Raw genomic sequence first — 22,172 nt, 5'->3', positions numbered from 1 at the left:
ATCTGTTAGGCGGAGCGGACCTGGCGTACGAAGGCGTCGACGGCCTCGTTGAGGGCGAGGGCCTGCTCGTCGAGCTCCGTCGCCGCCTGCAGCACTTGCTCGGCGGCGACGCCGGCGCTCTGGGCGTCGAGCCGCACGTCGCCGATGTTGCTCGACACTGCCTGGGTGCTCGTTGCCGCCTGGCGGGCGCTGGCGGCGATCTCCTCGGCGGCGCGCGACTGGGCCTTGGCGACGTCGGCGACGATCGACGCGGCCTGGCCGATCTCGGCCACCGTTCCGTCCATGGAGGCCACGGCCCGCACCGCCGCGACGGAGGCGTTGCGGATGGTCTCGATATTGGCGGCGATCTCGGCGGTTGCGCGGCTCGTCTGCACGGCGAGGCTCTTGACCTCGCCCGCCACCACTGCAAAGCCGCGGCCGGCGGCGCCGGCGCGCGCGGCCTCGATCGTGGCGTTGAGCGCCAGGAGATTGGTCTGGTTGGCGATGTCCTCGATGAACTCGACGATGGTGCCGATCTTCTGCACTGCCTCGACGAGGCCGTCGACGTCGGCCCGGGTCATTGCGACATGCTCGGAGGTCTCGCGCGCCTTGTCCACCGTCACCATGGACTGGCGGGTGAGCTCGTCGATGGAGGCGTGGATCTGCTCGGCCGCGCCGGCCACCGTGCGCACATGGGCGGAGGTCGCCTCTGCGTCGGCAGCCACCTCGGTTGCCTTGCGGCTGGTGCCCTGCGCGGTGGTGGCCAGGTTGCCGGCCGCTGCCCGCATGTCGTCGGCCGCTCGCGAGAGCTGGCGCAGCGCCTGCCCGACCCCCTGCTCGAAGCGGTCGGCGAGCTGGTGCAGCGTGCGCTGCCGGGAGCGCTCGTTCTCGGCCCGCAGCTCGTCGGCGACGATGCGGTCGGTCACGTCGATGACGAAGCCGTCCCAGATGATCTCGCCGTTGCGGCCCGCGCGCGGCGAGGCCTGGGTGCGTATCCAGACAGTGCGGCCGTCCTCGGGGCGGATGATGCGGACCTGCACGTTGCACGGCGCGCCGTCGCGGGCGGAGACGTCGAGCGCCTCGCGATAGGTGGCAAAGTCCTCCGGGTGCACGAGGCGGTGGACGTTCTCGGCATTTCGCATGATCTCGGACGCCTCGACGCCGAAGATGTCGATGGCGCCCTTGGAGACGAAGGGGAAGGAGATGCGGCCGTCCGGATGCAGCACGCGCTGGAAGAGCACGCCCGGCGCATTGTCGACGATGCCGCGCCGCAGCAGCTCGGTCTCACGGAGCGCCTGCACGGCCGCGCGCCGCTCCCTGTCCCACAGGACGAGCATGCCCGTGATCTCGACACCGAGCCAGTTCACGATGATATGCGGGGCCGCGATCGTCCGCAGTGTTTCGACTGTCGCCTCCCAGCTTGGCAGCGCGACGAGCGCAAACAGGGGCAGGATGCCCGCCACGGCGCCGAGGACATGGAGGTCCCGACAGCTCAGCTCGCGGCGCGTGTGCCGCAGGTAGAGGTGGTAGGCCGATCCGGCCAGTGCGCACATGACGATGGCGATGAGCCCGGCCGTAACGCCGGTGCCGCCCGCATTAAAGCGCATCACCAGCACCATGCAGGCGGTGATCGTGGCGCTCAGGATGCCGCCGACGGGCGCGGCGAGCGTTACCAGCACGTTGCGCGCATCGAACAGCATGCCCGGATGGGGAACAGCCGGACGATGCATGCTCACCAGGGCAACGAGGCCGAAGACGACGCCCACTGTGATCTGCCAGGCGAGCGGCCGGCGTGCCAGCGGCTTCGCGAGAACCGCGAGCAGCACGGACGACAGCACGAGAAACGATGCGCTCTCGACGAACGGAAGGAAGTAGTTGAAGGAAGGCATTCCAATCGTCGTTCCGATGGCGGCTGAGAAGGAAGACTACGCCGCGGGTGTAAACAAAGCCCTGCCGAGCGCCGGTTTGCGTGTCTCTTCGTCATCTTCCGTGAAGATCGTCGCCGGCGGATGCACGACCTCTCGCTTGCCGGCGGCATTCTTCTTCGCCATCAAGGGCGGCATGACGCATCTGCCCTCTGCATCGCCCCTGCCTGTCGATGAGGCCCTGCCCGCCCTGCGGGCTGCGCTCGCGCAGCGCAACGCTGCCGTTCTCGTGGCGCCGCCCGGCGCGGGCAAGACGACGCGCGTGCCGCTCGTGCTGCGCGAGGAGGCCTGGTGCGGGGGGCGAATCATCCTGCTCGAGCCGCGGCGCCTCGCGGCGCGCGCGGCGGCCGCCCGCATGGCCGCCATGCTCGGGGAGGCGGTCGGCGAGACGGTCGGCCTGCGCGTCAGGCTCGAGACGAGGGTGTCGCGCCGGACCCGCATCGAGGTGGTCACCGAGGGCGTGTTTACGCGCATGATCCTCGACGATCCGTCGCTTGAGGGTGTGTCGGCGGTCCTGTTCGACGAGTTTCACGAGCGTTCGCTTGATGCCGATCTCGGCCTCGCCCTCGCCATCGATGCGCAGGAAGGCCTGCGGGAGGACCTGCGGCTGCTCGTGATGGCGGCGACGCTCGACGGCGCGCGCGTCGCCGCGCTGCTCGGCGATGCGCCGGTGATCGAGAGCAAGGGCCGCGCCTTCGCGGTCGAGACGCGCTATCTCGGCCGCAGGCCCGAGCGGCGCATCGAGGAGGACGTGGCTGACGCGGTGCTCACCGCGCTCGGCGCCGAGCAGGGCTCGATCCTCGTCTTCCTTCCCGGTGGGCGCGAGATCCGCCGTGTCGCGGAGCTGCTGGCCGAGCGCATCCGGGACCCGGCCGTCGATGTCGCGCCCCTCTACGGCGCGCTGGAGCGCGCCGAGCAGGACCGGGCCATCGTGCCCGCGCCGCCTGGCCGGCGCAAGGTGGTGCTCGCCACCTCCATCGCCGAGACTTCGCTCACCATCGAAGGTGTGCGCGTGGTCATCGATTCGGGGCTGGCACGCGTGCCGCGCTACGAGCCCGATCTCGGCCTGACGCGACTCGAGACCGTACGCGTCTCGCGCGCGTCCGCCGACCAGCGGCGCGGCCGCGCCGGCAGGACGGAGCCGGGGGTCTGCTACCGGCTGTGGGAGGAGGCGGGCAACGGCGCGCTTGAGCCCTTCGCGCGGCCGGAGATCCTGAGTGCCGACCTCGCGCCCCTTATGCTCGACTGTGCGGCCTGGGGGCTCGCCGACCCGACGCGGCTGCGCTTTCTCGATCCGCCGCCGGCGCCCGCCCTCGCCGAGGCGCGGCGCCTCCTCGTGGAGATCGACGCGCTGGACGGCGACGGCCGGCTGACGCCGACGGGGCGGCACCTGCACGACCTGCCGCTGCCGCCGCGCCTTGCGCGCATGGTTCTTGCCGCGGGTGCTGCGGCCGGCACGGCGGCCGAGATCGCCGCTGTCCTTGTCGAGCGCGGCCTCGGCGGTAACGGGACGGACCTCGTCGAGCGGCTGGAGCGTTTCCGCACCGATGGCTCGCGCCGGGCGGCCGACATGCGTCGCACGGCTGCCGGCTGGGCCCGGCAGGCTGCGGCGGCGGGCCTGCCCGCCGAGGTGGCGGACGACGACCCGGGCGCCCTCGTCGCGCTCGCCTATCCGGACCGTATCGCCCGCGCGCGGGGCAAGGCGGGCGAGTTTCTGCTCGCCAACGGACGCGGCGCCTTCGTCGATCCCGCCGACCGGCTGGCGCGGGAGCCCTTCCTCGCCGTGGCCGAGATCGCCGGCGGCGGGGCGAGCGCGCGCATCGTGCTCGCGGCACCGATCACCCCGGAGGCCATCGAGGCCGTCGCGGGCCATCGCATCGAGACGGTCGTGGAGGTGACGTTCGACCGGGCCGCACGCGCCCTGCGCGCCCGCCGGCTGCGTCGTCTCGGTGCTGTCGTCCTCTCGCAGCAGCCGCTCGCCGTGCCGGCGGACGGATCGTCCGCGGCGACCCTCGCGCGTGGCATCGCAGCCCTGGGCATCGACTGCCTGCCCTGGACCAGGACGCAGCAGCAGCTGCGCGGGCGCGTCGCCTTTCTGCGCCGGGCCGAGGGCGAGCCCTGGCCGGACCTTTCTGACGAGTCCTTGGCACGGACCGTCGAGGATTGGCTGGCGCCGCACATCCTGGGCGTGACGAGCCTCGCCGGCATTGATGCCGGCCATCTCGACGCGGCACTGCGCAGCCTGGTGCCGTGGGAGCTGATGCGCCGGCTCGACGCCGAGGCGCCCACCCACTTCGAGGCGCCGACGGGATCGCGCATCCCGGTCAACTACGACGGGGAGGAGGGGCCCTCCATTGCCGTGCGGGTGCAGGAGCTGTTCGGGCTCGACAGGCACCCGACGCTCGCCGGTGGGCGCGTGCCGCTCATCCTTGAGCTGCTGTCGCCGGCGCACCGGCCGATCCAGATCACGCGCGACCTGCCGGGTTTCTGGCGCGGCTCGTGGGCTGCGGTGCGGGCCGAGCTGCGCGGCCGCTATCCCAAGCACCCCTGGCCGGAAGACCCTGTCAGCGCCCAGCCGACGACGCGGGCCAAGCCGCGCGGCACGTGAAGGGTCCCTTCACCCCTGCACCTTGAGGGGGAGCAGGAGGGCGGCCGTGGCCGGGTTGAGCGCCATGGGGATGTCATAGACGAGCGCAAGGCGCATCAGCGCCTTCACGTCGACGTCGTGGGGATGCGGCGACAGCGGATCGACGAAGAAGATCAGCATGTCGATGCGCCCTTCGGCGATCATGGCGCCGATCTGCTGGTCGCCGCCCAGCGGCCCGCTCTTCAGCCGCGTCACGCTGAGCTCCGGGCACCGCTCCATCACACGCGCACCGGTGGTGCCGGTGGCGTAGAGCTTCGTGCCGGCGAGCTGATGGCGGTGCGCCTCGGCGAAGGCGGCCATCTCCTCCTTCTTCGCGTCGTGGGCGACGAGGGCGATGGTGAGGGGGGCGGCGGGGGTCTCGGTCGTCTCGGTCATGGCGGCTTTCGCTTGGGGCCGGAGGAAGGCTCCCCGGTCTTAGAAAAGCCGCCGCCTTGGCGCAATCGGCCTCCGGCCGGCCCCGCGTCCCGCCTCGTGCATGGGTGCCGGCGTCATCGCGTCAGTTGCCCATCCGCTCATTCCAGCGCCATTCGCCGACGAGGCATGAGGTCTTCTCTTGCGCCGCTGTCGGTTCGAGGCGCGGCGCGGGCTCGCTGATGCCGGCGATCTCCATGACAAGCTTCTTGCGGATGGTGTCGGGAAACTGCTCGATCTCGCGCACCGGAACCATGAAGGCGCCGAAGCCGCCGATCACGCAGTCGCGGTAGTAGGCGTCGAGATTGGCGATGTCCATGTAGCTCGAGCGCTTGTAGAGCAGCGGCAGCCCGTTGATCGTGATGTTGCGGGCCACGGCGTCGTCGCGGGCGGCGGTCACGGGCCGGCCCTGGTTGTTGGGCCCGTCGCCGGAGATGTCGATGACCTGCCGCATGGCCTTGACGCCGATCTTGCTGAAGAGGCTGGCCGAGAAGTCGATGGCGCCGGAGATGGAGGTGCGGTAGGCGCGCCGGATGGGTGCAGCCGCGATGCGCTCGGCGAAGGCATCGGCGCTCTCCGGGCCCTCGATCACCTGCCAGGGTACGACCACGTCCTGCGAGTTGGAGCCGGCCCATTCGACATAGGTGGCGGCGATGCGGCCGATGGGGCCGCGCGCGATGGCATCGAGCACGGCCGTGGAGCGCAGGGCCTCGACGTAGCCCTTGCGCTGCAGGCGCTGCTCGTCCTCGTCCATGGAATAGGAGATGTCGACCGCGATGACGAGGGCGACGTCGACCTCCTGCGGCCCTCCCTGCGCGAGAGCGGCCGCCGGCAGCATCAAGAGAAAGGCGAGCGCCGCCCGGACGGCTGATCCCCACAGCAGCGCCCCGTTTGCCGGATGGGCCATCTCGCGTCTCCTCTGTCCCGGTAGGCGAGGGGACCATCAAGTGTGCCACTGCCGGCAAAACGATGGAGCGGCCGGTTTCCGCCTGGTCACGATTTCGTGCGTGAGGCCATCACCGAGGAGATGATGCCGAGCGCCGCAGCAAAGGCGCCGTCGGCGTCGAGATGGGTCGTGTCGAGCCGGTGAGCGTCGGAAGCCACGGCAAGCGGTGCCGTCGGCCGCTCGGCATCGCGCTGGTCGCGCCGGCGGATGTCCTCCAGGATCGCGGCCTGGTCGGCCGGCTCGCCGCGCGCGACGAGTTCGCGCCAGCGGCGGCGCGCCCGCTCCTCGGCGCTGGCCGTGACGAAAAGCTTCACGTCGGCGCCGGGGCAGATCACCGTGCCGATGTCACGGCCGTCGAGCACTGCCCCGCCGGGCTGCCCGGCGAAGGCGCGCTGCAGGGCGACGAGCGCCTCGCGCACGCTCGGCATGGCGGCGACGATGGAGGCCGCCTCTCCCATCGCGCGTCCGCGTAGGGCCGCGTCGTCGAGACGCTGGAGGTCGAGCGCGCGGGCTGCCGCCGTCGCCGCCGCGACGTCGTCGAGCGCCTCGCCCGCGCTGATGAGGTGGTGCGCCACGGCCCGATAGAGCAGACCGGTGTCGAGATGCGGCAGGCCGAAGTGGGCGGCGAGCCGGCGGCCGAGCGTGCCCTTGCCGGAGGCCGCCGGACCGTCGATGGCGATGATCATGGCCATTCCCCGTCCGTCAGCCGATATCGGCGCCCAGACCGTGCATCAGCGGCACGAAGGTCGGGAAGCTCGTGGCGATCATCGCGCCGTCGTCGACCTGCATCGGCTTCTCGCTCGCGAGGCCGAGCACCAGGAACGACATGGCGATACGGTGGTCGAGGTGCGTCGCGGCCGTGCCGCCGCCCGGCACGCGCCCGCCGCGCACGATGAGATCGTCGCCGGAGATCTCGGCATCCACGCCGGCGGCGAGGAGGCCGGCCCGGACGGCTTCCAGCCGGTCCGATTCCTTGACGCGCAGCTCCTGCAGGCCGCGCATCACCGTCTCGCCCTCGGCATAGGCGGCCGCGACGGCGAGAATGGGATATTCGTCGATCATCGAGGGGGCGCGCTCGGCGGGCACCTCGATGCTCCTGAGCGCACTGGCGCGCACGCGCAGGTCCGCCACCTCCTCGCCGCCTTCCTCGCGCCGGTCGAGCACCGTGATGTCCGCCTCCATCTCCATGAGCGTGGTAATGAGGCCAGTGCGCAGCGGGTTCATCATGACGCCTTCGAGGACGATGTCCGAGCCCGGCACGATGAGCGCGGCAACGAGCGGGAAGGCGGCGGAGGAAGGGTCGGCCGGCACGACGACGGGCCGTGCCGTCAGCTCCGGCTGGCCGACCAGCGTGATGCGCCGGCCGTGGGCGCCGTGCGGCTCGATATTCACCTCTGCGCCGAAATGGCGCAGCATGCGCTCGGTGTGGTCACGCGAGGCCTCGGCCTCGATGACGGTGGTACGGCCGGGCGCATTGAGGCCGGCCAGCAGCACGGCCGACTTGATCTGCGCCGAGGCGACCGGCGTCTCATAGACGATGGGCACGGCCTCGCGCGCGCCTTCCAGCGTGATGGGGCAGCGCCCGCCCTCGGCCTCGGAGAGCACCCGTGCGCCCATCATCACCAGCGGGTCGAGGATGCGGCGCATCGGCCGCTTGCGCAGGGAGGCGTCGCCGTCGAATGTCGCGGTGACGGGATGGCCGCCCACTACGCCCATCATGAGCCGGGAGCCGGTGCCGGCGTTGCCGAAGTCCAGCACCCCCGCCGGGTTCGAGAGCCCGCCGATGCCCACGCCCCGCACGCGCCAGCGCCCCTCGCCGAGGCGCTCGACGGCGGCGCCGAGCGCACGCACGGCGTCTGCCGTGCGCAGCACATCCTCGCCCTCCAGCAGCCCGCTGATCGCCGTCTCGCCGGCGCTGAGCAGGCCGAAGATCAGCGAGCGGTGGGAGATGGACTTGTCGCCGGGCACCCGCAGGCGGCCGGAGAGGCGGCCGCCGCGGCGGGCAGTGAGTGGTTGCGGAATTGCCGAATGGGAAGACACGGGCCTCGGATCCGGTTGAAAGAGCAGGAAAGAGCAGGCACGCGCTCCCTAGCGCATTTCGCCGCCGGATGAAATCGCCAGCCTGGCCGATGAAAAACTGCGATTAGGGTTTGACAGGCGGCGGCCACATGACTAACGGGAGCGCTCAACCTCAACCCCGCGAGAGAGAACCACCGTGGCGAAACCGGAACTCGGCACGAAGCGCCAATGCCTGAGCTGCGGCGCCAAGTTCTACGACCTCAACAAGGATCCGATCGTCTGCCCGAAGTGCAGCACGGTTTTCGTCGTGCAGGCCCTGCGCGGCCGTGCCGATGCCCGGAGCGAGGAGGGCGATGACGTCGAGCTTGAGACCGGCGCGGACATCGTGTCGCTCGACGAGGTTGCCGCCGGCGAGAAGGCCAAGGAAGTTGTTGTGGATGACGACGTCGATCTCGAAGACGATATTGACGACGACGACACTTTCCTGGAAGAAGACGAAACGTCCGACGACGACGTGAGCGATCTCATCGACGGCGATATCGACGACGATGAAGAGGCTTGATACCACGGCGCGTTGAGGATATAGACCCGGCCGTCGCCTTCGCGGCGGCCCCGTGCGGAACCCAAGCCGCACCGGTTCGGATGGGGCCATAGCTCAGTTGGGAGAGCGCTTGAATGGCATTCAAGAGGTCGGCGGTTCGATTCCGCCTGGCTCCACCAAACCCTCCGATTGATCCAAAGATTTGAAGTCCGCCGCTGACGAGGGTGGCATCCTCCTGCGAAGCTTCGGCGTGACAGGCGCGTCCGGTTGATGGCGCGCAAGACCTTCCCTTCCGCGTCCGGCATCGGTGCAGCCCCCTTTAACCATGGGCCACGGCACCTGCACAGCTTGCTCTTGACCGGCCGGTGGGGGAGCGCCATATCCTTCTCATCCAGGACGCCGCCCCAGGCGGGTCCGAGGCTCCGAAGTGCCTGAGAGGGCTTCGCAATGTCGCGTGTACCGTCCCTGTCGTCCCCTTTTCTGCTCGGCTTCGACGAGATCGAGCGGGCGCTCGACCGCGTCGCCAAGGCGACGTCGGACGGGTATCCGCCGTACAACATCGAGCGGTTGCCGCGCACGGAGAGTGAACCGGACCGTCTGCGAATCACGCTGGCTGTCGCCGGGTTCACTCGTGAGCAGCTCGAGATCACGGTTGAGGAGAATCAGCTCGTCATCCGCGGGCGCCAGAACGAGGACAAGACGCGACATTTCCTGCATCGCGGCATCGCCGCACGGCAGTTCCAGCGGACTTTCCTGCTGGCCGACGGCATGGAGGTGCTCAGTGCAGACCTCTCGAACGGCCTTCTGTCCGTCGATCTCGCGAGGCCGGAACCGGAGCGGATCATCCGCAAGATCGACATCCAGGCGCGCGGCTGAACCGCGGCCTATCACCGACACCGCTTCATGAGGAGGGTGTGATGAACGGCAATGACAGCTTCGAATTCCGTGGCGATATCCATGATGTCGCGGCGCTGGCGGAGGCCGGCGGCGGCAAGGTGGCCTATGTGCGGCCCATCCGCTCCGAGCAGGTGCGCCAGCTCTTTCCCCAGGTGCCGGAGATCCAGCCCGGTCTCAAGCTCTTCGCCCTGCTGGCGGCCGATGGCACGCCGATCCTTCTGACCGATTCGAAGGACGCGGCCATCGCCAATGCCTGGGCCAACGACCTCGAGACCGTCAGCGTCCACTGACCTGCTGGGTCACGAGCCCTTCCACCGCAGAGACCAGAAGGTCGAGATCCTGCGGCCGCGACAGACGGTGGTCGCCGTCCTTCACCAGCGTGATCACCGTCTCGTCCCCCGGCAGGTGCTCGACGAGTTCCATGGCGTGCTGCCACGGCACGTCCGGGTCCTGCATGCCCTGAAGGATGTGCACCGGGCAGCCGGTTGCGATGGGGCTGCCGAGCATGAGGTGGTTGCGCCCGTCCTCGATGAGCAGGCGGGTGATGGCATAGGGCTCGGGTGAATATTGCGAGGGCTGCAGATAGCGGCCCTCGCGCATGATCTCGTCCCGCACCGCCTCGGGCATCACGTCCCACATCAGCCGCTCGGTGAAGTCGACCGCCGGCGCGATCAGCACGAGGCCGCCGGGTGCGGCGGGCGAACCCTTGGCGCGCAGGGCGCGGTTCGCGAGCAGGGCCAGCCAGCCGCCCATGGACGAGCCGACGAGGACCGGTGCTTCCCCGGCCTCGGCCTCGATGACGGCCAGGCTGTCGGCGAGCCAGGTGGAGATGCAGCACTTCTCGAAATCGCCCTCCGACTCACCGTGGCCGGTGTAGTCGAAGCGCACGAAGGCGTGCCCGGAGCGCGCGGCCCAGTCGTCAAGCGCCGAGGCCTTGGTCGCCAGCATGTCGGAGCGGAAGCCGCCGAGCCAGACGACGGCCGGCGCCCGGCCCGCGCGCTTGCGCAGCGCCAGGCGATACTCGTCCCCATTTTCCTTGCGTTTCAGAAATTGCGGTTCGGGCGCGCTCATCCTAAACACTCCGCAGGGGCTGTTCTCAGTTCGCCGTTCGAAGGCCTCATACACCGGTGGCAGTTTTGATGCGACCCGGCATGCCGGCACCTTTCCCCACCTCGGCCGAGCACCCGTTGACGGGGCGCACGGTGCTGCAGATCGTCCCCGAGCTCGAGATCGGGGGGGCAGAGCGCACCACGGTCGATGTTGCGGCCGGCCTGGCGGCTGTCGGCGCGCGGGCGCTGGTTGCCACCGTCGGCGGACGCCTCGTCGGCGAGCTGCAGGCCAAGGGTGGTGTGTGGATCCCCTTCCCGGCGGCGAGCAAGAACCCGCTCGCGATGCTCATCAACGCCCGCAAGCTGATGCGCATCTGCCTCGACGAGGGGGTGGACGTGCTGCATGCGCGCTCGCGCGCCCCGGCCTGGGTTGCGCTGACGGCGGCGAGGGCGCTCGGCCTGCCCTTCGTCACCACCTATCATGGGAGCTATTCGGGCCGCTCCAAGATCAAGGTCACCTACAATTCGGTGATGGCGCGCGGCGATGTCGTCATCGCCAACTCGCGCTACACGGCCGAGCTCATCTCGGCCATGCATCCCTTCGCCCGCGACCGGCTGCGGGTGATTCACCGCGGCACGGACCTGTCGGTGTTCTCGCCGTCGGCCGTCTCGCCGGCGCGCGTCGATGCGCTGCGCCGGCAATGGAAGGTGGAGCCGCACGAGCGTATCGTGCTGCTGGCCGCGCGCCTGACGGGCTGGAAGGGCCACCGGGTGCTCATCGAGGCGGCGCGCCGCCTCTGTGACAACGGCCTGCGCGACGTGGTCTTCATTCTCGCCGGGGACGCGCAGGGGCGCGACAGCTACGTGCGCGAGATCGATGCCCTCATCGCCGAGCGCGGCCTCACCGGTATCGTGCGCCGTGTCGGCCATTGCACGGACATGCCGGCGGCCATGCTGGCGGCCTCCGTCGTCGCCGTGCCCTCAACGGAACCCGAGGCTTTCGGCCGGGTGGCCGTGGAGGCGCAGGCCATGGGCACCCCCGTGGTGACGAGCGATCTCGGCGCCGTGCCGGAGACGGTGCTGGCGCCGCCACAGGTCGACGCCTCCGCGCGCACAGGCTGGCACGTGCCGGCAGGCGACGCGCCGGCCCTGGCAGCGGCCCTTGGCGAGGTGCTGTCCCTCGGCGCCACCCAGGCCGAGGCGCTGCGCATGCGCGCGCGCGCGCATGTCGAGAACATGTTCTCGCTCGAGCGCATGGTCGCCGACACGCTCGACGTCTACGCCGCGCTCATCGAGGCGCGAAGCCCGCATCGACGCGGCTGATCTGTTGACTTTTCGCGGCTTTGTGCAGAATGTCGGCGTTTCAGCCAGAACGAGCGTAACGGCGCGACAGCGTCGCGGCTTGGCATCGGCGGATCGGTCCGAAGGGCCGGGTCTTGTCGCGCTGTCCCAGGCCGCAGGATGCATCCGCACCGGCGCTGAACGAGGAGTTACGAACCATTCGCAGGCCTATGAGAGCAATGGCGATGCCCCAGAAGGAGGGGCCGCGCGCCAACCGGGACATTCGTGGTGTCCGTGAAGTCCAGCTCATCGACGAAAACGGGCAGAACCGCGGCATCGTGCCGTTCTTCGATGCGCTGAGGATCGCCGAGGAGGTCGGGCTCGATCTGGTCGAGATCGCTCCCAATGCCACGCCTCCGGTCTGCAAGCTGCTCGACTACGGGCGTTACAAGTTCCTCGAACAGAAGAAGGCCGCCGAGGCGCGCAAGCGCCAGAAGACCGTCGAGGTCAAGGAAATCAAGCTGCGTCCCGGCATCGACACCCACGACTACGAGGTGAAGATGAAGGCCATGCGCCGCTTCTTCGAGGAGGGCGACAAGGTCAAGGTGACGCTGCGTTTCCGCGGCCGCGAGATGGCCCACCAGGATCTCGGCTACAAGCTCCTGGTGCGCGTCAAGGAGGAGATGAGCGAGATCGCCAAGGTGGAGAGCGAGCCGCAGCTCGAAGGCCGCCAGATGATCATGGTGATGGCGCCGCGGTGAGACGCCGCCCGATCACGTCGAGATGACCGAAGGCCGCCGGCATCGCCGGCGGCCTTTTGCCGGGATGGGCCCGCCCGCGGTGTGGCAGGATGGGGAACAGCCTGCGCCCTTCCGCCCCACCCCATTGCCTTTCCCCGCCATCTCTGGCATAAGCCCGGCCTCGTTCAGATCGCCCGGCTCAAACGGGCTGCCGTGGCGGTCTGCAGCGCTTTCGACCATATGGGCCGTTGCTCGGCGCCGTTCGGGAGTACTCCGGGTTTTCGCGCGGAGGCTTCGCGAGGTGCCGGCAGCGGCGGACAAGGGAAGCAAAATGCCCAAGCTGAAGACGAAGTCTAGCGCCAAGAAGCGCTTCAAGATCTCCGGAACCGGCAAGGTCATCGCCGCTCAGGCCGGCAAGCGCCACGGCATGATCAAGCGGTCCAACAAGTTCATCCGCAACCAGCGGGGCACCACGGTGCTCTTCGAGGGCGACGCGAAGAACGTCAAGAAGTTCTTCCTGCCCAGCGGCTGAACCCCATCGCCCCAGTTCCAGGAGATTAGCGCATGGCCCGCGTCAAGCGTGGCGTGACCTCTCACGCCAAACACAAGAAGGTCCTCAAGGCCGCCAAGGGCTTCTACGGCCGCCGCAAGAATACGATCCGCACCGCCAAGGCGGCTGTGGATCGCGCGATGCAGTATGCGTATCGCGACCGCAAGAACAGGAAGCGCAGCTTCCGTGCCCTGTGGATCCAGCGCCTCAATGCCGCGGCGCGCGAGCATGGCCTGACCTACAGCCGATTTATCGACGGCCTCGGCAAGGCCGGGATCGAGATCGACCGCAAGGTGCTGTCCGACCTCGCCATCCGCGAGCCGGAGAGCTTCAAGGCGATCGTCGAGAAAGCCAAGGCTGCGCTGCCGGCAGCCTGACGCCTGTGGCGCCCGCCGGGGCAGGGCCTCGTCCCGCCCCAGCGGCCGTGCCGCGGCACCGCATCCGCCCTACCGAGGCCCTGGAAGCGATGAGCGGCGCACAGCGCCGCTCGCCCCATCGCGGCCCAAGGGCTTGATGGTCCTTCGGCCGTTGCCGACAAGCGGTAACCATCCCGAGGGACCGATGACCGACATTCTCACTCTCGAACGCACGCTGCTCGGCGCCATCGCCGCCGCCGCGGACGAGGCCGCTCTGGAGGCCGTGCGCGTCTCCGCGCTCGGCAAGAAGGGCAGCGTATCCGAACTCCTGAAGACGCTCGGCTCCATGACGCCGGAGGAGCGGCGCGAGAAGGGTCCGCTGATCAACGGCCTGCGCGACCGCGTCAATGCCGCCATCGCCGCCCGCAAGGCCGAACTGGAGGAGGCGGCGCTCGCCGCACGCCTCGCCGCCGAGCGCGTCGACGTCACGCTGCCGCTGCAGGAGGGGCCGCAGACGCGCGGCCGCATCCACCCGATCTCCCAGGTCATCGACGAGCTCACGGCCATCTTCGCCGACATGGGCTTCTCGATCGCCGAGGGGCCGGACATCGAGACCGACTTCTACAACTTCACGGCGCTCAATTTCCCGCCCGGCCATCCGGCGCGGGAGATGCACGACACCTTCTTCCTGCCGCCGGACGAGAAGGGCGAGCGCAAGGTGCTGCGCACCCACACGAGCCCGGTGCAGATCCGCACCATGCTCGGCCAGAAGCCGCCGATTCGCGTCATCACGCCGGGCCGCACCTACCGCTGCGACTCGGACCAGACGCACACGCCGATGTTCCACCAGGTGGAGGGGCTCGTCATCGACAAGTCCTCCCACATCGGCCACCTCAAGTGGATCCTCGAGGAGTTCTGCAAGGCCTTCTTCGAGGTGGACCAGGTGAAGATGCGCTTCCGCCCGTCCTTCTTCCCCTTCACCGAGCCCTCGGCGGAGGTGGACATCCAGTGCTCCCGCAAGGGCGGCGAGATCCGCTTCGGCGAGGGCGATGACTGGCTCGAGATTCTCGGCTGCGGCATGGTGCATCCCAATGTGCTGCGCAACTGCGGGCTCGACCCGGACGAGTACCAGGGCTTCGCCTGGGGCATGGGCATCGACCGCATCGCGATGCTGAAATACGGCATGCCGGACCTGCGCCCCTTCTTCGAGGCGGACGTGCGCTGGCTGTCGCATTACGGTTTCCGCCCGCTCGACCTGCCGACGCTGGCCGGCGGCCTGAGCGCGTGAGGAGAGACGCAAGATGAAGTTCACCCTCTCCTGGCTCAAGGACCACCTCGACACCGACGCTTCCGTGCAGGAGGTGGCCGACACGCTCAACCGCATCGGCCTCGAGGTCGAGGCCGTCGAGGACAAGGCGGCGATCTTTGCCCCCTACGTCATCGCGCGCGTCATCTCGGCCGAGCAGCACCCCAATGCGGACCGGCTGCGTGTCTGCATGGTCGACACCGGCCGCGGCGAGCCGCCGGTGCAGGTCGTCTGTGGTGCACCCAACGCGCGCGCCGGCATGAAGAGCGTTTTTGCGCCGGCCGGAACCTACATTCCGGGCAAGGGCATCACGCTCGCGGTCGGCACCATCCGCGGCGTCGAGAGCCGTGGCATGCTGTGCTCGGCCTTCGAGCTCGAGCTGTCGAACGACCATGATGGCATCATCGACCTGCCGGCGGATGCGCCGGTCGGCCAGCCCTTCGCGGCCTATGCGGGCATCGACGATCCGGTCATCGAGATCGCTGTGACGCCCAACCGGGCCGATGCGCTCGGCGTCGCGGGCATCGCGCGCGATCTCGCCGCGGCCGGCCTCGGCCGGCTGAAGACGCCGGTGATCGAGGCCGTTCCCGGCAAGGGCCCGTGCCCGGTCTCCGTCTCGCTCGACTTCGCGGATGAGGACACGCACCTGTGCCCGGCCTTCGCGCTGCGCCTCGTGCGTGGCGTGAAGAACGGGCCGTCACCGGAGTGGTTGCAGCGGCGCCTCAAGGCCATCGGCCTCAGGCCCATCAACGCCCTCGTCGACATCACCAACTACATGACCTTCGACCGAGGCCGGCCGCTGCACGTCTTTGACGCGGGGAAGGTCGCCGGCAACATCGTCGTGCGCCGCGCCCGCGAGGGCGAGACGGTGCTGGCGCTCGACGGGCGCACCTATACGCTGGACCCGTCGATGGTGGTCATCGCCGACGACAAGGGCGTCGAGTCGATCGCCGGCATTATGGGCGGCGAACATTCGGGCTGCGACGAGACGACCACGGACGTGCTGATCGAGTCGGCGCTGTGGGATCCGCTCAACATCGCCCAGTCCGGGCGCAAGCTCGGCATCGTCTCCGATGCGCGCTACCGTTTCGAGCGCGGGGTTGACCCCGCCTTCTGCCTGCCCGGCCTCGAGCTGGCGACGAAGATGGTGCTTGACCTGTGCGGCGGCGAGGCCAGCGAGACAACGCTGGCCGGCGCGGTTCCGGACACGCGCCGCGTCATCGCATTCCCCTATGCGGAGGTCAGGCGCCTCACGGGCCTCGAGCTGCCGGCCGAGACCATGCGCGGCACACTCGAGGCGCTCGGTTTCGAGGTCCGCGGCTCGGGCGACGTGGTCGAGGTGACGCCGCCGTCCTGGCGCGCCGACGTGGAGGGCAAGGCCGACCTCGTCGAGGAGGTGACGCGCATCGCGGGGCTCGACAGTGTGCCGGCTGTGCCCTTCCCCCGCCTCGCGCCGGGGGTGCCCAAGCCGGTGCTGACGCTGCTGCAGAAGCGCACGCGTCTCGCCAAGCGCGCACTCGCGGCGCGCGGGCTCGTGGAGGCCGTCACCTGGTCCTTCATCAGCAAGGCGGAGGCGGAGCTGTTCGGCGGCGGCGACCCGCGCCTTGCGCTCGCCAATCCCATCGCATCCGAGCTCTCCGACATGCGGCCGAGTCTGGTGCCCGGCCTGGCCAGGGCGGCACAGAGGAATGCGGACCGCGGCTATCCCGACGTGGCGCTCTTCGAGGTCGGCCAGATCTTCGTCTCGGACGAGCCGGAGGGGCAGAAGATGGTCGCCTGCGCGCTGCGCCGCGGCACGGCCCGCATGGAAGGCGTCGGACGGCGCTGGGACGGCGAGGCGCGGCCGGTAGACGTCTTCGACGCCAAGGCCGATGCCATGGCGCTGCTCGCGGCACTCGGCATTCCCACGGGCGGGCTGCAGATCGTGCCCGGCGGGCCTGACTGGTACCACCCCGGCCGCTCGGCGACGCTGCAGTTTGGTCCCAAGGCCGTCATCGGCGCCTTCGGCGAGCTGCACCCGCGTGTCCTCAAGGCGCTCGACGTCAAGGGGCCGATGGTCGCCTGCGAGGTGACGCTCGATGCGCTGCCGGCGCCCAAGGCCAAGCCCACGAAGATGAAGCCGAAGCTGGCGCTGTCCGACTTCCAGCCGCTGACGCGCGACTTCGCCTTCGTCGTTGGCCGCGACGTTGCCGCGGCGGAGATCGTGCGCTCGGCCAGCGCCGCCGATCGCAACCTCATCACCGATGTCACCGTGTTCGACGTCTACGAGGGGCCGAACGTGGGCGAGGGCAAGAAGTCCGTCGCCATCGCCGTGACGTTGCAGCCGACCGACAAGACGCTCACCGACGCGGAGATCGAGGCCGTGTCGGCGAAGATCATCGAGCAGGTGGCGAAGAAGACCGGCGCGACCCTGCGCGGCTGAGGCTGCGCTGGCCCTCTGCCGGAATACTCGGGCTCGCCCCGTCTTCGGGCCGGGCGAGCCGTCCTGCACGGGTTGCCGGTGCAAGGGGTATAGCCCCGGGACACGCACGGCCGGTATAAAGGGGCGTCGCCGGAGCCGGATATCGTGCTGCGCCTGCTTGCCATCCTCGCTGTCCTCTGCCTGCCGGGCGCCGCCCTGGCGCAGGGCAAGCCGCGCTCGATCGAGGATTGCGAGAAAATTGAGGAACCGCTCGCCTACAACGCCTGCCTCGCCTCCTTCGGCCCCCGGCGGGGGGAACGCAGCTTCGTGCCGTCCGGCGAGGCTGCGGCGCGGGCGCCCGCCCGAGGCATGAAGGGCGCGGTCTCTTCCGGCCGGCGCAAGGACGGCAAGGCCTTCGTCATCTTCGACATGGGGCAGGGCCGGCGCTGACGCTCAGCCGGCGGTCAGCGCCGCGGTCCCGTTCAGCGGATTGTCGGGATCCCAGCCGTAGGTCAGCATCTCAAATCGCATGGAGCGCGCGTCGACCATCAGCAGCTTGCCGACGAGAGGCTCGCCGAAGCCGACGATGGCGCGGATGACCTCGAGAGCCATGAGCGAGCCCATGACGCCGGGCAGCGCGCCGAGGATGCCGGCCTCCTCGCAGGTCGGCACGGTGCCGGGCGGCGGCGGGCTGGGAAAAAGACAGCGATAGGTGGGGTTCGGCGTGCCATCGGGCCCGCGCTCGAAGGGGCGCAGCGTCGTCAGCGAGGCATCGAATGTGCCGAGCGCGGCGGTGACGAGCGGCTTCCTCTCGTAAAAACAGGCATCGGCCACGGCGTAGCGTGTGGCGAAATTGTCCGAGCCGTCGGCGACCACGTCGTAGCCGGCGACGAGTGCGCGCACGTTGTCGGCGGTCACGCGCTCGCGGTGGCAGATGACGTTGACGTGCGGATTGAGCCGGGCGATGGCGGCGGCGGCGCTGTCGACCTTCGGCGTGCCCACGTCGGGCGTGCCGTGGATGATCTGCCGCTGCAGATTGGACAGGGAGACCACGTCGTCGTCGACGATGCCGAGCGTGCCGATGCCGGCGGCAGCGAGATACTGCAACAGCGGTGCCCCGAGCCCGCCGGCGCCGATGGCGAGGACGCGGGCCCGCTTCAGCTTCAGTTGTCCCGGGCCGCCGACATCGCGCAGCACGATGTGGCGGGCGTAGCGCTCGATCTCGTCGGCCGAAAGGCTGACGGCGTTCGTCGTTTCGTTCGTCATGGTGCGACAATACCCGTGGGCGCGGCTGGCCGGAAGCAGCACAGACGGCTGTGCGGGGGGCGGGCGCGGAGAGCAGGGAGCGGCTCTTGGAATCCGCGCCCGGGCCGTGTCATCGTAGACGCAAGCCAGGCGCGGCCGCCGGGCCGACGCCCGCACGAACGAAGGGGAACCTCCATGCGTCTCAGGACCCTCGGCCTAGCGCTCGCCGGATTGGCCGCGTGCGCGGCTGCCGCTCTCGCGCAGGATTTCAAGCCCGCCATCGTCTATGACCTCGGCGGCAAGTTCGACAAGTCGTTCAACGAAGGCGTCTACAGCGGCGCCGAGAGGTTCAAGGCCGAAACCGGCATTGCCTATCGCGACTTCGAGCCGCAGAACGACGCCCAGCGCGAGCAGGCGCTGCGCCGCTTCGCGCGCGACGGTTATTCGCCCATCGTCGCCGTCGGCTTCAGCCAGGCGAGCGCAGTCGAGAAGGTGGCGGGGGAGTACCCGGACCTCAAGTTCGCCATCATCGACATGGTGGTGGAGCGGCCGAACGTGCAGTCCATCATCTTCAAGGAGCAGGAGGGCTCATTCCTCGTCGGCATGCTCGCCGCCATGGCCTCGAAGACGGGCAAGGTGGGCTTCGTCGGCGGCATGGACGTGCCGCTCATCCGCGCCTTCGCCTGCGGTTACGTGCAAGGCGTCAAGCACGCCCGGCCCGATGCCGAGATTTTCCAGAACATGACGGGCACCACGGGCGCGGCCTGGAACGACCCGGTCAAGGGCGGCGAGCTCGCCAAGAGCCAGATCGACCGGGGCGCCGACGTCATCTACCACGCCGCCGGCGGCACCGGCATCGGCGTGCTGCGCGCGGCCGCGGATGCCGGCAAGCTCGGCATCGGTGTCGATTCCAACCAGAACGGCCTGCATCCGGGCAAGGTGCTGACCTCGATGCTGAAGCGCGTCGATACCGCCACCTACAAGACCTTTATGGACGCCAGGGACGGCAAGTGGCAGGCCGGCATCCTCAACCTGGGGCTCGCCGAGGATGGCGTGGCCTGGGCGCTCGACGAAAACAACCGCGCCCTCATCACTCCCGAGATGAAGGAAGCGGTCGACAAGGCCGCAGAGGCGATCAAGGCGGGGACCATCAAGGTTCACGACTACCGCGCCGACAACAAATGTCCCGTCTGAACGGCCAGGATCGTCACCCGTGATCGGCGCAGCGGTCGAGCCTCCTGCGATCGAACTCGTCGACATCGACAAGCGCTTCGGGCCCGTGCGGGCGAACGATCGCGTCAACCTCACGGTGGCGCGGGGCACGGTGCACGGCATCGTCGGGGAGAACGGCGCTGGCAAGTCGACGCTGATGTCGATCCTCTACGGCTTCTACGAGGCCGATGGGGGCGAGATCCGCGTCGGCGGTGCTCCGGTCCGCATCCGTCGTCCGGCCGATGCGATCCGCCTCGGAATCGGCATGGTCCACCAGCACTTCATGCTGGTGGACAGCCTCACCGTGGTCGAGAACGTGGTGCTCGGCGCCGAGGGAGGCTCGCTGCTTGCCAGGGGCCTTGCCCGGGCGCGGGTGGAGCTTGCGCGCCTTGCCGCCGACCACGGCCTCGCCGTGGACCTCGATGCGCGCGTCGGTGACCTGCCCGTGGGGCTGCAGCAGCGTGTCGAAATCCTGAAGGCGCTCTATCGCGGTGCCGACGTGCTCATCCTTGACGAGCCGACGGCCGTGCTGACGCCGGCGGAAGCCAAGGCCCTTTTCGGTCTGCTGCGGGCGCTGCGCGCATCCGGCAGGACGGTGCTTCTCATCACGCACAAGCTCGAGGAGATCATGGCCGTGACGGACCGCGTCTCGGTGATGCGCCGCGGGCAGATGGTCGCCACGCTCGACACCGCCTCGACCTCTCCGTCGGCGCTCGCCGAGCTCATGGTGGGCCGCAAGGTCCTGTTGCGGGTGGAAAAGCGCCCGCACGTCCCGGGCGAGCCGCGGCTCAAGGTCGAGAACCTGTCCGTCGTCGACGAGCGGGGCTGCATCTGCGTGGCGGACGTGTCCTTCACCGTCCGCGCCGGCGAGATCGTCGGCATCGCCGGGGTGGCCGGCAACGGCCAGAGCGAACTTCTGGAGGCGATTGCCGGCATGCGGCAGCCGGCGCACGGCACGATCGCCCTCGACGGCGAGGTGCTGTCGCGCGAGGCGCACACGCCGCACAACTTGAGACGGCTCGGCCTCCTGCACGTGCCGGAGGACCGGCTGCGCACCGGCCTCGTGCCGTCCTTCCCGGCCTACGAGAGCGCGGCGCTCGGCTTCATTGACGACCCGGCCTATGGCCGGGGCCTCCTGTTGGATCGCGGCCGCATGGTCGCGGACCTGGCCGAGAAGATGGCCGCCTACGACGTGCGTCCGCCGGATCCTCTCCTAAAGACCTCGAAGTTCTCCGGGGGCAACCAGCAGAAGATCGTGCTGGCGCGCGAGATCGAGCGCGCGCCGAAGGTGCTGGTCGTTGGCCAGCCGACGCGCGGCGTCGACATCGGTGCCATCGAGTTCATCCACCTCCGCCTGATCGCGCTGCGCGACGCCGGGGTCGCCGTCCTCATCGTGTCGGTGGAGCTCGAGGAGATCATGAGCCTCGCCGACCGCATCCTCGTCATGTGCGGCGGGCGCATCACGGGTGAGCGCCGGCCCGAGGAGACGAACGAGCGCGATCTCGGCCTGCTGATGGCGGGCGTGGGGGGCACGGCATGAGCGCGCCCATCGATCTGCCGCGCTGGGCGGATGTCGCCCTCGTGCCGGCGCTCAGCGTCGTCGCGGCCTTCGCGGTCGCCGGCCTCGTCGTGGCGGGCATCGGCGAGGACCCCTTCCTGGCGACGCGTCTCCTGATCGCCGGCAGCCTCGGCTCGGCGGAGGGTGTGGGCTTCACCCTCTATTATGCGACCGATTTCATCTTCACGGGCCTTGCCGTCGCGCTCGCCTATCACGCCGGCCTGTTCAACATCGGCGGGGAGGGGCAGGCGACGGTCGCCGGCATCGGTGTGGCCCTCGTGTGCCTTTATGCCGACTTCCTGCCCGGCATCCTCCTCGTGCCTGCCGGCATCCTCGGCGCGGCGGCCTTCGGCGCGCTCTGGGGCTTCGTGCCGGGCTACCTGCAGGCCCGGCGCGGCAGCCACATCGTCATCACGACGATCATGTTCAACTTCCTCGCCGCGACGCTCATCGTCTATCTCGTCGTCAACGTCATCGGCGAGCCGGGCGTGACGGAGACGCGCGCCTTCGCGCGCCATGCTGTCATTCCCTATGTGCACGAGGCCCTGCGCGCGCTCGGCTTTGCGGCGCCGACCTCGCCGCTCAACTTCACCTTCTTCCTCGCGCTCGCCGCGGCGGTGGGCGTGTGGGCGCTCGTCTACCGTTCCCGTCTCGGCTACGCCATCCGCACCGTCGGGGCCAATCCCTCGGCGGCTGTTTACGCCGGGCTGTCGCCGGCGCGACTCATCATGGTGGCCATGACCCTGTCGGGGGCGCTCGCCGGCGGGCTCGCCGTCAACGAGATCATGGGGGTGCAGCACCGGCTGCTGCTCGAGTTCACCTCCGGCTACGGCTTCGTCGGCATCGCGGTGGCGCTGATGGGCCGTGCGCATCCCGCGGGCATCATCTTCGCGGCGCTGCTCTTCGGCGTGCTCTACCAGGGCGGAGCGGAGCTCGCCTTCGACATGCCGGCCATCACCCGCGACATGGTCGTGGTCATCGGCGGCGTGATCGTGCTTTTCGCAGGGGCGCTCGAGGGGCTCTTCCGGCGTCTTGCCGCACGGCTTGTCGCCCTCGGGGCGGGGCTTGCGGCGGGCCGGCGCGTGGGCACGGCCGGGGGCGGGTGAGCC

The 22,172-nt window shown here is 69.7% G+C and carries 21 protein-coding genes and 1 tRNA gene; 15 read left to right on the top strand and 7 right to left on the bottom strand.

Annotated features, from left to right (window positions below; all coding sequences use genetic code 11):
• Window positions 1-5: 5 nt before the first annotated feature.
• Window positions 6-1,868: a methyl-accepting chemotaxis protein gene (locus HNQ73_RS04525; RefSeq protein WP_183332697.1), complete on the bottom strand. Its 1,863-nt coding sequence runs from the start codon at window positions 1,866-1,868 to the stop codon at window positions 6-8.
• Between the two features lie 172 nt (window positions 1,869-2,040).
• Here HNQ73_RS04525 and hrpB point away from each other — a divergent pair, with 172 nt between their 5' ends.
• Complete coding sequence (gene hrpB, locus HNQ73_RS04520; protein ID WP_244649930.1) at window positions 2,041-4,512, top strand: ATP-dependent helicase HrpB; 2,472 nt, start codon at window positions 2,041-2,043, stop codon at window positions 4,510-4,512.
• Between the two features lie 9 nt (window positions 4,513-4,521).
• On the opposite strand, the gene HNQ73_RS04515 is transcribed toward hrpB, so the two are convergent.
• The 4 genes from HNQ73_RS04515 to aroA form a co-directional block, all read right to left on the bottom strand.
• Window positions 4,522-4,926: a methylglyoxal synthase gene (locus HNQ73_RS04515; RefSeq protein WP_183332694.1), complete on the bottom strand. Its 405-nt coding sequence runs from the start codon at window positions 4,924-4,926 to the stop codon at window positions 4,522-4,524.
• 121 nt (window positions 4,927-5,047) lie between these two features.
• Window positions 5,048-5,869, bottom strand: coding sequence for a DUF1194 domain-containing protein (locus tag HNQ73_RS04510; protein WP_183332692.1), 822 nt, complete (start codon window positions 5,867-5,869; stop codon window positions 5,048-5,050).
• Between the two features lie 86 nt (window positions 5,870-5,955).
• Complete coding sequence (gene cmk, locus HNQ73_RS04505; RefSeq protein ID WP_183333318.1) at window positions 5,956-6,594, bottom strand: (d)CMP kinase; 639 nt, start codon at window positions 6,592-6,594, stop codon at window positions 5,956-5,958.
• Between the two features lie 16 nt (window positions 6,595-6,610).
• The gene (gene aroA / locus HNQ73_RS04500) at window positions 6,611-7,948 is read right to left on the bottom strand and encodes a 3-phosphoshikimate 1-carboxyvinyltransferase (protein ID WP_183332690.1); all 1,338 of its coding nucleotides are present in this window, start codon (window positions 7,946-7,948) and stop codon (window positions 6,611-6,613) included.
• Window positions 7,949-8,123: 175 nt separating this feature from the next.
• On the opposite strand from aroA, the gene HNQ73_RS04495 reads away from it, so the two are divergent.
• The 4 genes from HNQ73_RS04495 (at window position 8,124) to HNQ73_RS04480 (ending at window position 9,655) form a co-directional block, all read left to right on the top strand.
• A complete protein-coding gene (locus HNQ73_RS04495; protein WP_183332688.1) occupies window positions 8,124-8,489 on the top strand; it encodes a TIGR02300 family protein in 366 nt (121 codons plus the stop codon).
• Window positions 8,490-8,571: 82 nt separating this feature from the next.
• A tRNA-Ala gene (locus HNQ73_RS04490) sits at window positions 8,572-8,647 on the top strand.
• Between the two features lie 268 nt (window positions 8,648-8,915).
• Window positions 8,916-9,344, top strand: a complete 429-nt coding sequence (locus HNQ73_RS04485; RefSeq protein ID WP_183332687.1) for an Hsp20 family protein — start codon at window positions 8,916-8,918, stop codon at window positions 9,342-9,344.
• 41 nt (window positions 9,345-9,385) lie between these two features.
• Entirely contained in the window at window positions 9,386-9,655 is a 270-nt protein-coding gene (locus HNQ73_RS04480; protein ID WP_183332685.1) for a BQ00720 family protein, read from the top strand.
• On the opposite strand, the gene HNQ73_RS04475 is transcribed toward HNQ73_RS04480, so the two are convergent.
• Window positions 9,642-10,436, bottom strand: coding sequence for an alpha/beta hydrolase (locus tag HNQ73_RS04475; protein WP_183332683.1), 795 nt, complete (start codon window positions 10,434-10,436; stop codon window positions 9,642-9,644). The two genes, HNQ73_RS04480 and HNQ73_RS04475, sit on opposite strands and share 14 nt — an antisense overlap.
• A gap of 68 nt (window positions 10,437-10,504) precedes the next feature.
• Here HNQ73_RS04475 and HNQ73_RS04470 point away from each other — a divergent pair, with 68 nt between their 5' ends.
• The 7 genes from HNQ73_RS04470 to HNQ73_RS04440 all read left to right on the top strand — a co-directional run bounded on the left by HNQ73_RS04470 (window position 10,505) and on the right by HNQ73_RS04440 (window position 17,498).
• The gene (locus tag HNQ73_RS04470; RefSeq protein WP_373284855.1) at window positions 10,505-11,737 is read left to right on the top strand and encodes a glycosyltransferase; all 1,233 of its coding nucleotides are present in this window, start codon (window positions 10,505-10,507) and stop codon (window positions 11,735-11,737) included.
• 197 nt (window positions 11,738-11,934) lie between these two features.
• Window positions 11,935-12,456 (top strand): translation initiation factor IF-3, encoded by a 522-nt coding sequence (gene infC, locus HNQ73_RS04465; RefSeq protein WP_213363803.1) that lies wholly within the window; start codon window positions 11,935-11,937, stop codon window positions 12,454-12,456.
• 310 nt (window positions 12,457-12,766) lie between these two features.
• Complete coding sequence (gene rpmI, locus HNQ73_RS04460; RefSeq protein WP_183332677.1) at window positions 12,767-12,967, top strand: 50S ribosomal protein L35; 201 nt, start codon at window positions 12,767-12,769, stop codon at window positions 12,965-12,967.
• Window positions 12,968-12,999: 32 nt separating this feature from the next.
• A complete protein-coding gene (rplT, locus tag HNQ73_RS04455; RefSeq protein WP_183332675.1) occupies window positions 13,000-13,362 on the top strand; it encodes a 50S ribosomal protein L20 in 363 nt (120 codons plus the stop codon).
• A gap of 184 nt (window positions 13,363-13,546) precedes the next feature.
• Window positions 13,547-14,629, top strand: a complete 1,083-nt coding sequence (gene pheS / locus HNQ73_RS04450) for a phenylalanine--tRNA ligase subunit alpha (protein ID WP_183332673.1) — start codon at window positions 13,547-13,549, stop codon at window positions 14,627-14,629.
• 13 nt (window positions 14,630-14,642) lie between these two features.
• Window positions 14,643-17,069: a phenylalanine--tRNA ligase subunit beta gene (gene pheT, locus HNQ73_RS04445; RefSeq protein ID WP_183332671.1), complete on the top strand. Its 2,427-nt coding sequence runs from the start codon at window positions 14,643-14,645 to the stop codon at window positions 17,067-17,069.
• Between the two features lie 144 nt (window positions 17,070-17,213).
• Window positions 17,214-17,498 carry a hypothetical protein gene (locus HNQ73_RS04440; RefSeq protein WP_183332669.1) on the top strand — a complete coding sequence of 95 codons (285 nt, stop codon included), beginning with the start codon at window positions 17,214-17,216 and terminating at the stop codon, window positions 17,496-17,498.
• 3 nt (window positions 17,499-17,501) lie between these two features.
• On the opposite strand, the gene HNQ73_RS04435 is transcribed toward HNQ73_RS04440, so the two are convergent.
• Window positions 17,502-18,314: a HesA/MoeB/ThiF family protein gene (locus tag HNQ73_RS04435; protein WP_183332667.1), complete on the bottom strand. Its 813-nt coding sequence runs from the start codon at window positions 18,312-18,314 to the stop codon at window positions 17,502-17,504.
• Window positions 18,315-18,488: 174 nt separating this feature from the next.
• On the opposite strand from HNQ73_RS04435, the gene HNQ73_RS04430 reads away from it, so the two are divergent.
• Genes HNQ73_RS04430 through HNQ73_RS04420 form a run of 3 tightly spaced genes read left to right on the top strand, consistent with a single transcriptional unit; the run spans window position 18,489 to window position 22,169 of the window.
• Window positions 18,489-19,487, top strand: coding sequence for a BMP family lipoprotein (locus tag HNQ73_RS04430; protein ID WP_183332665.1), 999 nt, complete (start codon window positions 18,489-18,491; stop codon window positions 19,485-19,487).
• Between the two features lie 19 nt (window positions 19,488-19,506).
• Entirely contained in the window at window positions 19,507-21,045 is a 1,539-nt protein-coding gene (locus tag HNQ73_RS04425; protein WP_373284854.1) for an ABC transporter ATP-binding protein, read from the top strand.
• On the top strand, window positions 21,042-22,169 hold the full coding sequence (locus tag HNQ73_RS04420) for an ABC transporter permease (protein ID WP_183332663.1): 1,128 nt from the start codon (window positions 21,042-21,044) through the stop codon (window positions 22,167-22,169). Before HNQ73_RS04425 ends, HNQ73_RS04420 begins: the two co-directional genes overlap by 4 nt.
• Window positions 22,170-22,172 lie beyond the last annotated feature (3 nt).

The sequence above is a fragment of the Chelatococcus composti genome, assembly GCF_014201415.1.
In the GTDB taxonomy this organism is placed as follows: domain Bacteria; phylum Pseudomonadota; class Alphaproteobacteria; order Rhizobiales; family Beijerinckiaceae; genus Chelatococcus_A; species Chelatococcus_A composti.
Note: the sequence above shows the minus strand (reverse complement) of the source record. Positions and strands in the feature narration are given on the sequence as shown.

Bases quoted from the DNA above. Each gene is read 5' to 3' on its own strand.
- HNQ73_RS04420 (WP_183332663.1), top strand. From the start codon at position 21,042: ATGAGCGCGCCCATCGATCTGCCGCGCTGGGCGGATGTCGCCCTCGTG.
- HNQ73_RS04470 (WP_373284855.1), top strand. From the start codon at position 10,505: ATGCGACCCGGCATGCCGGCACCTTTCCCCACCTCGGCCGAGCACCCG.
- HNQ73_RS04430 (WP_183332665.1), top strand. From the start codon at position 18,489: ATGCGTCTCAGGACCCTCGGCCTAGCGCTCGCCGGATTGGCCGCGTGC.
- HNQ73_RS04435 (WP_183332667.1), bottom strand. From the start codon at position 18,314: ATGACGAACGAAACGACGAACGCCGTCAGCCTTTCGGCCGACGAGATC.
- infC (WP_213363803.1), top strand. From the start codon at position 11,935: ATGGCGATGCCCCAGAAGGAGGGGCCGCGCGCCAACCGGGACATTCGT.
- HNQ73_RS04475 (WP_183332683.1), bottom strand. From the start codon at position 10,436: ATGAGCGCGCCCGAACCGCAATTTCTGAAACGCAAGGAAAATGGGGAC.
- HNQ73_RS04480 (WP_183332685.1), top strand. From the start codon at position 9,386: ATGAACGGCAATGACAGCTTCGAATTCCGTGGCGATATCCATGATGTC.
- cmk (WP_183333318.1), bottom strand. From the start codon at position 6,594: ATGATCATCGCCATCGACGGTCCGGCGGCCTCCGGCAAGGGCACGCTC.
- HNQ73_RS04515 (WP_183332694.1), bottom strand. From the start codon at position 4,926: ATGACCGAGACGACCGAGACCCCCGCCGCCCCCCTCACCATCGCCCTC.
- rplT (WP_183332675.1), top strand. From the start codon at position 13,000: ATGGCCCGCGTCAAGCGTGGCGTGACCTCTCACGCCAAACACAAGAAG.
- hrpB (WP_244649930.1), top strand. From the start codon at position 2,041: ATGACGCATCTGCCCTCTGCATCGCCCCTGCCTGTCGATGAGGCCCTG.
- HNQ73_RS04485 (WP_183332687.1), top strand. From the start codon at position 8,916: ATGTCGCGTGTACCGTCCCTGTCGTCCCCTTTTCTGCTCGGCTTCGAC.
- HNQ73_RS04510 (WP_183332692.1), bottom strand. From the start codon at position 5,869: ATGGCCCATCCGGCAAACGGGGCGCTGCTGTGGGGATCAGCCGTCCGG.
- HNQ73_RS04525 (WP_183332697.1), bottom strand. From the start codon at position 1,868: ATGCCTTCCTTCAACTACTTCCTTCCGTTCGTCGAGAGCGCATCGTTT.
- pheT (WP_183332671.1), top strand. From the start codon at position 14,643: ATGAAGTTCACCCTCTCCTGGCTCAAGGACCACCTCGACACCGACGCT.
- rpmI (WP_183332677.1), top strand. From the start codon at position 12,767: ATGCCCAAGCTGAAGACGAAGTCTAGCGCCAAGAAGCGCTTCAAGATC.
- pheS (WP_183332673.1), top strand. From the start codon at position 13,547: ATGACCGACATTCTCACTCTCGAACGCACGCTGCTCGGCGCCATCGCC.